The organism is Sphingopyxis sp., assembly GCF_035250425.1.
Taxonomy (GTDB): Bacteria; Pseudomonadota; Alphaproteobacteria; order Sphingomonadales; family Sphingomonadaceae; genus Sphingopyxis.
Genome location: NZ_DATFFD010000269.1, coordinates 1 through 9,822 on the forward strand (window position 1 = coordinate 1; position 9,822 = coordinate 9,822).

Annotated in this window: 11 protein-coding genes; 9 read left to right on the forward strand and 2 right to left on the reverse strand. The window is 64.3% G+C overall.

Annotated features, from left to right (window positions below):
• The 3 genes from infB to rbfA form a co-directional block, all read left to right on the forward strand.
• Nucleotides 1–1,242: translation initiation factor IF-2 (gene infB / locus VJ811_RS16185; protein WP_324074255.1), on the forward strand; the 1,242-nt coding region annotated here is incomplete at its 5' end.
• 36 nt (nucleotides 1,243–1,278) lie between these two features.
• A complete protein-coding gene (locus tag VJ811_RS16190) occupies nucleotides 1,279–1,830 on the forward strand; it encodes a DUF1697 domain-containing protein (RefSeq protein ID WP_324074258.1) in 552 nt (183 codons plus the stop codon).
• 3 nt (nucleotides 1,831–1,833) lie between these two features.
• A complete protein-coding gene (rbfA, locus tag VJ811_RS16195; RefSeq protein ID WP_324074260.1) occupies nucleotides 1,834–2,247 on the forward strand; it encodes a 30S ribosome-binding factor RbfA in 414 nt (137 codons plus the stop codon).
• A 47-nt stretch (nucleotides 2,248–2,294) separates the two neighbouring features.
• Here the strand turns inward: rbfA and VJ811_RS16200 are convergent, their stop codons facing one another.
• Entirely contained in the window at nucleotides 2,295–3,749 is a 1,455-nt protein-coding gene (locus VJ811_RS16200) for a wax ester/triacylglycerol synthase family O-acyltransferase (protein WP_324074262.1), read from the reverse strand.
• A 160-nt stretch (nucleotides 3,750–3,909) separates the two neighbouring features.
• Here VJ811_RS16200 and VJ811_RS16205 point away from each other — a divergent pair, with 160 nt between their 5' ends.
• From VJ811_RS16205 to pnp, 6 genes are all read left to right on the forward strand, one after another.
• Complete coding sequence (locus VJ811_RS16205) at nucleotides 3,910–4,512, forward strand: thymidine kinase (protein ID WP_324074264.1); 603 nt, start codon at nucleotides 3,910–3,912, stop codon at nucleotides 4,510–4,512.
• Nucleotides 4,505–5,041 (forward strand): GNAT family protein, encoded by a 537-nt coding sequence (locus tag VJ811_RS16210; RefSeq protein ID WP_324074266.1) that lies wholly within the window; start codon nucleotides 4,505–4,507, stop codon nucleotides 5,039–5,041. Before VJ811_RS16205 ends, VJ811_RS16210 begins: the two co-directional genes overlap by 8 nt.
• A 154-nt stretch (nucleotides 5,042–5,195) precedes the next feature.
• Nucleotides 5,196–5,600: a DUF6491 family protein gene (locus VJ811_RS16215; protein WP_324074268.1), complete on the forward strand. Its 405-nt coding sequence runs from the start codon at nucleotides 5,196–5,198 to the stop codon at nucleotides 5,598–5,600.
• 31 nt (nucleotides 5,601–5,631) lie between these two features.
• Complete coding sequence (gene truB / locus VJ811_RS16220) at nucleotides 5,632–6,585, forward strand: tRNA pseudouridine(55) synthase TruB (protein ID WP_324074270.1); 954 nt, start codon at nucleotides 5,632–5,634, stop codon at nucleotides 6,583–6,585.
• Nucleotides 6,586–6,610: 25 nt separating this feature from the next.
• On the forward strand, nucleotides 6,611–6,880 hold the full coding sequence (gene rpsO, locus VJ811_RS16225) for a 30S ribosomal protein S15 (RefSeq protein WP_324074271.1): 270 nt from the start codon (nucleotides 6,611–6,613) through the stop codon (nucleotides 6,878–6,880).
• A gap of 193 nt (nucleotides 6,881–7,073) precedes the next feature.
• A complete protein-coding gene (pnp, locus tag VJ811_RS16230) occupies nucleotides 7,074–9,425 on the forward strand; it encodes a polyribonucleotide nucleotidyltransferase (RefSeq protein WP_324074273.1) in 2,352 nt (783 codons plus the stop codon).
• A 189-nt stretch (nucleotides 9,426–9,614) separates the two neighbouring features.
• Here pnp and VJ811_RS16235 read toward each other — a convergent pair.
• A partial coding sequence (locus tag VJ811_RS16235) for a DUF2892 domain-containing protein (protein WP_324074275.1) occupies nucleotides 9,615–9,822 on the reverse strand: 208 nt, incomplete at its 5' end.

Sequence of the window (9,822 nt, forward strand, 5' to 3'; positions counted from 1 at the left end):
CCGCAGTCGATCGAGGCGATCAACCATGCGAAGGCGGCGAACGTGCCGATCATCGTCGCGATCAACAAGGTCGACAAGGAAGGCGCCAATCCGCAGCGCGTCCGCGAACGTCTGCTCGAACATGAGCTGGTGGTCGAGGAAATGGGCGGCGACGTGCAGAATGTCGAAGTCTCGGCGCTGAAGAAGACCGGTCTCGACAAATTGCTCGACGCGATCGCGGTGCAGGCCGAAATCATGGAGCTCAAGGCCAACCCCGACCGCGCCGCCGAAGGCACCGTGGTCGAGGCGAAGCTCGACAAGGGCCGCGGCCCCGTGGCGACGATCCTCGTCCGCCGCGGCACGCTCAAGGTCGGCGACATCTTCGTGTGCGGCGCCGAAAGCGGCCGCGTTCGTGCGCTGATCGACGATCAGGGCAAGCAGATCAAGTCGGCGACGCCGTCGATGCCGGTCGAAGTGCTCGGTCTGGGCGGCGTTCCGATGGCGGGCGACACGCTCACCGTCGTCGAGAACGAAGCGCGTGCCCGCGAAGTCGCGGCCTATCGTCAGGAACAGGCGACGCGCAAGCGTACCGTCCAGGCGCCGGTCAGCCTCGAAGGCATGTTCGAGGCGCTCGCCGACAAGGCGAACGTCATCCAGTTCCCGGTGATCATCAAGGGCGATGTGCAGGGGTCGGTCGAAGCGATCGTCAATGCGCTGAACAAGCTGTCGACCGACGAGATCCGCGTCCGCGTGCTCCAGTCGGGCGCCGGTGCGATCACCGAGAGCGACGTGACGCTGGCGGCGGCGACCAAGGCGCCGATCATCGGCTTCAACGTCCGTCCGAACGCCAAGGCGCGCGATATCGCGAAGCGCGAAAAAGTGCGCTTCATGTATCATGACGTCATCTATCACCTGACCGATGAGATCAGGAAGGAAATGGCGGGCGAGCTGGGTCCCGAACGGATCGAAACCGTCGTCGGCCGCGCCGAGGTCAAGGACGTCTTCCCCGCCGGCAAGCGCGACAAGGCCGCGGGTCTGCTCGTGCTCGAAGGCTCGATCCGCAAGGGGCTGCATGCCCGTCTCACGCGCGACGACGTCATCGTCTCGGCAACGACGATCTCGTCGCTCCGCCGCTTCAAGGACGATGTCGCCGAAGTGCGCGCCGGCCTTGAGTGCGGTGTCGTGCTGGCGGACACCAACGACATCAAGGCGGGCGACCACCTCGAAGTCTTCGAAGTCGAACTGCGCGAACGGACGCTCTAACGGGCGTCCGCTCCGCGCGGATCAGGAGGTGCCGGCATGGCTCGCTATGTGGCATTGTTCGGCAGCATCAACGTCGGTGGCAACCGGCTGACGATGGCCGACCTGCGTTCGGCGTTCGAGGCCGAGGGTTTCAGCAACGTCGAAACCGTGGTGGCGAGCGGCAATGTGCTGTTCGACCATGACGCGCGGCCGACGCGCGGACTCGAAGAGAAATTGTCGATCATGGTGTACGACCGTTTCGACATGACCTGCGCGGCACTGGTGCGCGACCGCGACGAGCTCGCCGCAGCGATCGCCGGCAATCCGTTCGCGGGCACGAACGAGGACCGCATCGTCCATACGATGTTCCTCGACGGCCAGCCGACGGCGGAGCAGTTCGAGGCGCTGGCGACCGACCACCGCGTCCGGCCCAACGAGCGCCTCGCGCTCGGCGACCGCGCGCTCTATATCGACTTTGGCGACGGCGCGGCCGACAGCAAATTGCACGCGCGGCTGATCGAACGACGGCTGGGGCACAAGGGCACCGCGCGCAACATGCGCTCGATCGCGCGGATCATCGCGAAACTGGACGAAGAGGCAAAGGGTTAGGCGATGAAAACCGAAAAGGACCTGAAAAAGAATGGCGGCCCCTCGGTCCGCGTCCTGCGCGTCGGCGAACAAGTGCGCCATATTCTCTCCGAAATCCTCGCGCGCGGCGATGCGCATGACGAGCTCTTGGCCAAGCATCCGGTGAGCATCACCGAGGTGCGCATGTCGCCCGACCTGCGCCATGCGACGGTGTTCGTGAAACCCCTGCTCGGCAAGAATGAGGAAGCGGTGCTGAAGGCGCTGCGCACCAACACCGCCTGGCTGCAAAAGAGCGTCGCCGAAAAGATGAGCATGAAATATGCCGCGAAGCTGAAATTCCTGTCGGACGAAAGCTTCGACGAGGCGAGCCATATCGATAAATTGCTGCGCGACCCGAAGGTAGCGCGGGATTTGGCGAGCGGCGAGGGAGAAGCCTGAACAAGGCCGTCGCCTCCGCGAAGGCGGAGGCCGCCTGCAACCTTGCGCTATGCCGACGGCGGCCCCCGCCTTCGCGGGGGCGACGATTGCTTCTTGATCCCCGCTGCTTCCTCCAGCTCGACCAGCGCTTCCTCCAGATAGTCGATCATCCGCTGCGCATGCGGGACGCTGCGCCGGCAGGCGGTGATGCCGAAGTCGATATTTTTGAAGTTCGACACCTGGGTGATGTTCATCGCCATGCCGTCGACGGGAATGCTCGCGGGATACATGCCGTCGAGCCGCGCGCCGTTCCAGTACATCTGCTCGCGCGGTCCGGGGACGTTCGAGATCGTCGCCGAATAGGCGGGGAATTTGTCGGCGGTGCGCGTCAGCGCGGTCAGCATCATCGGAAAGCTGGTGATCGCGGTATAGAGCTGAATCTGCGCCGCGGTCATCGCGCGCAGCTGCGCCTTCGCCGAATTCATCGATTCCTGGATCATCGCCATGCGCGTCGCGGGATCGTCGATATGCGTCGCGAGATTGGCGGTCACCGACGCGACCGAATTGCCCGAATCCACGTCGCCCTTGGGGCGGATCGACACCGGCGCCATGGCTTTCAGCGGCTTGTCGGGCAGTTCGTTCAGCGATTGCAGATATTTGCGCATCGCGCCCGCGCACATGCCGAGTACCGCGTCGTTGATCGTCCCGTCATAGGCCTTGCCCAGCGCGCGGATGCGCTCCAGCGACCAGCTTTGCGCGACGAAGCGTCGCGCGCCGGTGATGTTGCGGTTGAAGCTGGTGCGCGGCACCCCGGCAAAGGGCGTCGCGAGGCCGTCGCCGCCGAGGCCGAACATCGCGGCGAGATACTGGTTCATCGCCTTGGTCACGCCGACGCTATTGCCCCATTGCTCCTTCAGGAAATCGCCGATCGCCTTGATGTCGGTGAGGTTCGGGCGCGCCGGCTTTTGGGGCGGCGGGAACTGGCGCTTATAGGCTTCATAGGCCTCGACCGACAGCGGCGAGGCGCCGCGCCGTTCCTTGGGGTCCGCCGACAGCATCGAATTATAGAAATGGATGCTCGCGGCGCCGTCCATCAGCGCGTGATGCACTTTCTTGAAGGTCGCGATCTGGCGGTTCGGGAGTCCCGAGATCAGCGTTATTTCCCACAAGGGCCGGGTGCGGTCGAGCAGCCCCGAATGGAGCCGCGAGGCAAGCTCGAACATTTCGCGATAGCGTCCGGGCTTCGGCAATGCGGCGGCGCGGACGTGATAGTGCATGTCGATGTCGCGATCGGGGGTGAGCCGGATCGGGCCATATTGACCGAGCGGCGTCAGTTTCAGCACCTCGCTGAACGGCCGCCGCAGCCCTTCCGACTGGCGGAGCAGCGCGAGCTGTTCGTTCAGCCATTCGGTTTCGTCGACCCCGTCGGGCAAAGTATAGAGATTGATGCCGCCGATGTGCATCGGCATCTCGCGGCTCTCCCCCCACAGGAACATCGCGTCGGTCACCGGCATCAGGCGCATCGTAGCTCTCCCCACTCAAAATGCCGCATCTTTTGCGCGCAGCATGACAGGGGAAGGAGGGGAGTCAAGTTGCGCCCAACCACTCGTCACCCCGGATCAAGTCCGGGGTGACGAAGCTTTGAAGATTGGCGGAAGCCGGCGAACGCGGTATCGCGGCGGCATGGCCAAGCTCTATTTCTATTATGCCAGCATGAACGCCGGCAAATCGACGACGCTGCTCCAGGCGGATTTCAACTATCGCGAGCGTGGCATGGAAACGATGCTGTGGACCGCGGCGCTCGACGACCGATATGGCGCGGGGCAGGTGACGAGCCGTATCGGGCTGATGGCCGAAGCGCATAAATTCGACCCCGACAGCGACCTCTGGGCCGCGGTGAACGCGGAGAACGCCGAGCGCCCGCTCGCCTGCGTGCTTGTCGACGAGGCGCAATTCCTGACGCGCGCGCAGGTGCTGGGTCTCGCGCGGCTTGCCGACGAGGCGGGCATTCCGGTGCTCTGCTATGGCCTGCGCACCGATTTTTCGGCCGAGCTGTTTCCCGGATCGGCGGCATTGCTCGGCATCGCCGACGCGCTCGTCGAGCTAAAGGCGGTGTGCGAATGCGGGCGCAAGGCGACGATGAACCTGCGCGTCGACGAAAGCGGCCGTGCGGTCGTCGAGGGCGCGCAGACCGAGATCGGCGGCAACGACCGCTATGTCGCGATGTGCCGGCGGCATTTCATGGCGAAACGCCGCGAAGCCGCCGAGGCGCTCGCCAATGCTTGACCGCCTCTATGTCGACCTCGCCGACGGCGATCTCCGCCTGATCAAGCTGACCGAGGCGCACCGCGAGGCGCTGCGCGCCGTCTGCGCCGCCGATACCGATATCTGGCCGATCTATTCGTCGAGCTTCGGCCCCGAGCATTTCGACAAGAGCTTCGACGCGCTGACCGGTGGCGCCGGCCGCATGTCCTATGCGATCATGGACGGCGACATGCTCGTCGGCATGACCGCCTGGCTGCGCCTCGACTGGTCGGCGCAGACGGTCGAGATCGGCAACAGCTTCATTCATCCTGATGCACGCGGCACCGGCTTCAACAGCCGGGTCAAGCGCCTGATGCTCGATCACGCCTTCGCCGCCGGTATCCGCCGCATCGAATTCCGCATCGACGAGCGCAACAAGCGCAGTCAGGCCGCGGTCGCCAAGCTCGGCTGTACCAAGGACGGCGTGTTGCGGTCGGAGCGCATCACCTGGACCGGCTACACCCGCGACACCGGCCTCTGGTCGTTGCTCGCCGACGAATGGCAAAGATAATCCTCCCTGTGCCGCAGGCATGGGGAGGGGGGCCGCCGCCGCAGGCGGTTGTGGAGGGGTGGCGACGTGGCGCCATTACCCCTCCGTCAGCGCTTCGCGACAGGGAGGAGCAGGGTCAGCGCCCATTCAGGCTCTCCCTGCTAAACGACTCGCCATGAAGAATCTCGCACTCTCCCTGGCCGCCATGCTGCTTCCCCTTTCTGCGGCGGCGGCCAATGAGCCCGTCACGGAACCGCGCGCGCTCGGTGTCGAATCGAGCATCGTCTTCCCCAGCGACGGCACGATCCGCAACTGGCAGGCCGACCGCGACCGCGGCATCTGGATCGAGGGCCGCCGCGGCGAATGGTATTATGGCAGCTTCGCCGGCATCTGCCGCGATGTCGATTTCGCGCACGCGATCGGCGTCGAAACGCGCGGTGCCGGGCGGCTCGACAAATTCGCGTCGATCATCGTCCGCGGCGAGCGCTGCCAGCTCTCGTCCTTTGTTACCTCGGCGCCGCCGCCGTCGAAGGCCGAGCGCAAGGCCGCGCGTGAAGCCGAAAAGGCCGCGCAAAATTGACAGTCTTTGACCTGCGCCCTAGCGGCGCGGGATGAACGGCTGGATCATCCTCGACAAACCTGTCGGCCTCGGCTCGACGCAGGCGGTGGGCGCGGTGAAACGCGTGTGCCGCGAGGCGGGGCTGGGCAAGGTCAAGGTCGGCCATGGCGGCACGCTCGACCCGCTCGCGTCGGGGGTGCTGCCCATCGCGCTGGGTGAGGCGACGAAACTCTGCGGCCGGATGCTCGATGCGAGCAAGATTTACGACTTTACCGTGCGGTTCGGAACCCAAACAGACGGGCTCGATGCCGAAGGCGAAGTGGTGGCGACGAGCGACGTGCGGCCGACGCTAGCTGAAATCGAGGCGGTGCTACCGCGCTTCACCGGCCCGATCGAACAGGTGCCGCCGGCTTATTCGGCGATCAAGATTGACGGGCAACGGGCTTATGATCTCGCGCGCAAGGGCGAAACGGTCGAGATGAAGGCGCGCAGCGTGATGATCCATTCGCTTCGTCATGCCGGACTTGATCCGGCATCCATCGCGGCAACGGAAGAATGGACCCCCGATCAAGTCCGGGGTGACGAACGAGGGGAGGGGCTTCAGGAAATCACCCTCACCGCGCACGTCTCGAAGGGCACTTATATCCGCAGCCTGGCGCGCGATATCGCGCACGCCGTCGGCACCGTCGGTCACGTCACCATGCTCCGCCGCACGAAGGCCGGGCCGTTCGACCTGTCACAGGCGATTTCGCTGGACAAATTGAACGCATTCGGCCAAGGCGCCGCGCAATCAGAAGTATTTCTGCCGCTCGAGGCAGGGCTGGTCGACATCCCGGCTCTGAACCTTTCCCCGGAAGCGGCAGGGGCGATCCGTCAGGGTCGCGTCTGGACCGGGGTAGCTACGGATGACGGGCTCTATTGGGGAAGGGACAGCGATATGCGTCCCGTTGCCCTGATCGGGGCTTTGGCGGGAACGCTGAAGGTCATCCGCGGCTTCAATCTTTAAGCAAGATGTTCGAGGAAAAAAGATTATGTCGATTACCGCCGAGCGCAAAACCGAAGTGATCAACGACAACGCCCGCGCAAAGGGCGATACCGGTTCGCCGGAAGTGCAGGTCGCAATCCTGACCGACCGCATCAACACGCTGACCGCCCACTTCAAGGCGCACCACAAGGATAACCACAGCCGCCGCGGCCTTCTGATGATGGTCAACAAGCGTCGCAGCCTCCTCGACTATCTGAAGAAGAAGGACGAGGGTCGCTATTCGGCTCTCATCGCGAAGCTGGGTCTCCGCAAATAAGAATTTCTGGCGGCCCCGGACTTCCGGGGCCGCTGTCATATTGGTCTCGTGCAAATTCGCCGGACCACAGGGCCGCTCCCGCATCCGGCGGGACCGCCATAGGGGCAGACAGACGCCCTACACCGCCCCGGGCCGGATTGCCCGGAACTAGAGGCCCCGCCCGGCATTGGGCTCGGCGGGCGAAGGAAACTCCATGTTTGACGTGAAAAAAGTATCGATCGAGTGGGGCGGTGAAACGCTGACCCTCGAAACGGGCAAGGTTGCCCGCCAGGCCGACGGCGCGGTTGTCGCGACGCTCGGCGAAACGATGGTTCTCGCCGCGGTCACCGCCGCCAAGACGGTCAAGGAAGGGCAGGATTTCTTCCCGCTCACCGTCCACTATCAGGAAAAATATTCGGGCGCAGGCCGCATCCCCGGCGGCTTCTTCAAGCGCGAGCGCGGCGCGACCGAAAAGGAAACTTTGGTTTCGCGTTTGACCGATCGTCCGATCCGTCCGCTGTTCCCCGAAGGTTTCTACAACGAAATCAACGTTATTGCCCAGGTTCTGAGCTATGACGGTCATAATGAGCCCGACATCCTCGCGATGGTCGCGGCCTCGGCCGCGCTCACCATCTCGGGCGTGCCCTTCATGGGCCCGATCGGCGCCGCGCGCGTGGGTTATGTCGATGGCGAGTATATCCTGAACCCGACCGACGCACAGGTTGCCGAAGGCGATCTCGACCTCGTTGTCGCCGCGACCTACGACGCCGTGATGATGGTCGAATCCGAAGCCAATGAGCTGTCGGAAGAGATCATGCTCGGCGCGGTGCTGTTCGCGCACGATGCGTGCAAGGACGTCGTCAAGGCGATCGTGAAGCTGGCCGAACAGGCTGCCAAGGATCCCTGGGACATGGCCGAACAGGCCGACCTGACCGCCGCCAAGGACAAGCTCAAGAAGCTGATCGGCAAGGACATCGCCGCCGCGTACAAGCTGACCGACAAGTCGGCTCGCTCGAACGCGCTTAACGAAGCCCGCGCCAAGGCGAAGGAAGCATTCGCCGACGCCGCGCCGCAGGACCAGATGGCCGCCGGCAAGCTGATGAAGAAGCTCGAAGCCGAAATCGTTCGCGGCGCCATCCTCAAGGACGGCAAGCGCATCGACGGCCGCACGACGACGCAGATTCGTCCCATCCTTGCCGAAACGCACTTCCTGCCCCGCGCGCATGGCTCGGCGCTGTTCACGCGCGGCGAGACGCAGACGATCGCGACCTGCACCCTGGGCACCAAGGACAGCGAGCAGATGATCGACGGCCTCAACGGCCTCAGCTACTCGAACTTCATGCTGCACTATAACTTCCCGCCCTATTCGGTCGGTGAAGTCGGTCGTTTCGGGGCGCCCAGCCGCCGCGACATCGGCCATGGCAAGCTCGCATGGCGCGCGCTGCACGCGGTGCTGCCGACGAAGGACGAGTTCCCCTATACGATCCGCATCACCAGCGACATCACCGAGTCGAACGGCTCGTCGTCGATGGCGTCGGTTTGCGGCGGTTCGCTCGCGATGATGGACGCCGGCGTTCCGCTCAAGCGTCCGGTTTCGGGTATCGCGATGGGCCTGATCCTCGAAGGCAAGGATTTCGCGATCCTGTCGGACATCCTTGGTGACGAAGATCATCTCGGCGACATGGACTTCAAGGTGGCGGGCACGTCCGAAGGCATCACCACGATGCAGATGGACATCAAGATCGCGGGCATCACGCGCGAGATCTTTGAGGCCGCTCTGAACCAGGCGAAGGAAGGCCGCGCGCACATCCTCGGCGAAATGGCGAAGGCGCTGGGCGAAGCCCGCACCGAGCTGTCGGCGCATGCGCCGCGTATCGAGACGATGCAGATCGACAAGTCGAAGATCCGCGACATCATCGGCACCGGCGGCAAGGTGATCCGCGAGATCGTCGCGACCACCGGCGCCAAGGTCGACATCGACGACGAAGGCCTGATCAAGATCTCGTCGAGCGATCCCGAGCAGATCGAAGCCGCGCGCAAGTGGATTTCGGGCATTGTCGAGGAAGCCGAAGTCGGCAAGATCTATGACGGCAAGGTCGTCAACCTCGTCGATTTCGGTGCGTTCGTGAATTTCATGGGCGGCAAGGACGGTCTCGTCCACGTCAGCGAAATCGCCAACGAGCGTGTCGAGAAGGTCTCGGACGTCCTCAGCGAAGGCCAGGAAGTCAAGGTCAAGGTTCTCGAGATCGATCCGCGCGGCAAGGTTCGCCTGTCGATGCGCGTCGTCGATCAGGAAACCGGTGCCGAGCTGGAAGACACCCGTCCGCCCCGCGAGCCACGCGAACCGCGCGGTGACCGTGGCGACCGGGGCCCGCGCCGCGACGGGCGCGGACGCGACGACCGTGGCCCGCGCCGTGACCGTGGTGATCGTGGACCTCGTGGTGAGGGACGTGGCGACCGTGGTGACAATCGTGGCGAGCGGGGCCCGCGCCCTGAGCGCCAGGGTGGCGACGACGGCCCCGCGCCCGAGTTCGCTCCTGCATTCCTCAACCGCGACGACGACTAATCGCCACGCGACCAGCTGAAAACGAGAAGGCCCCGGAGTGATCCGGGGCCTTTTTGTTATCCTTGCCAGTTTGAGGTCAATTCAAGTCGACAAGGGCGGCCAGTTCGTGCCGAACAAGGTGCCCGCGGCTGGCACTGCCAAGCCGCTTTCCGCTGTTCTCAGCCCTGACCGCGTGAAGTAATTGGTCGCTTAGTCGCCGCCGCGCCCGTCGAAGGGGTCTTCGCCGCTATGATAGGTGCCACCATGGTCGCAGGTGTTAACGTCGAGGACCTTGTAGACGAGGCACGCCCCGATGATCGACGTGATCACCAGATATGCCGCCACGACGTAGGCGATGGTTTCCCCAACCCCTTCGACCGATGTCGTCAGCGCCAGAAAGGCGAGCAAAGCTGCAATG